General features: G+C 40.9%; 1 protein-coding gene. It reads left to right on the top strand.

The window, feature by feature from the left end:
• Window positions 1-230, top strand: a 230-nt coding sequence (locus AAEZ03_RS29125; RefSeq protein WP_350583495.1) for a proprotein convertase P-domain-containing protein, incomplete at both ends; no start/stop codon positions are given.

The raw sequence follows: 230 nt of genomic DNA, 5'->3' as shown, positions 1-230 counted from the left end.
CGTAATACGAGTGGTGGTAACACTGGAGGTCCAGCAAGCTACACTAATACGGGTAATTATACTATTCCAGATAATAATACTACTGGCATAGTCAGCCCTATAAATGTTAACCGCACTGGCGATTCAGGAACGGTATCGGTGTCTATCGGGATTATTCATACTTATATCGGCGATTTAAAAATCCAGTTAGTTAGCCCTACAGGTCAAACGGTTGTTATTCATAACAACAC

This window comes from Pseudomonas sp. HY2-MNA-CIBAN-0224, assembly GCF_040310285.1.
GTDB lineage: Bacteria > Pseudomonadota > Gammaproteobacteria > Pseudomonadales > Pseudomonadaceae > Aquipseudomonas > Aquipseudomonas helleri.
The sequence above is the reverse complement of the archived record's forward strand: the minus strand, read 5'-3'. Positions and strand labels throughout refer to the sequence as shown.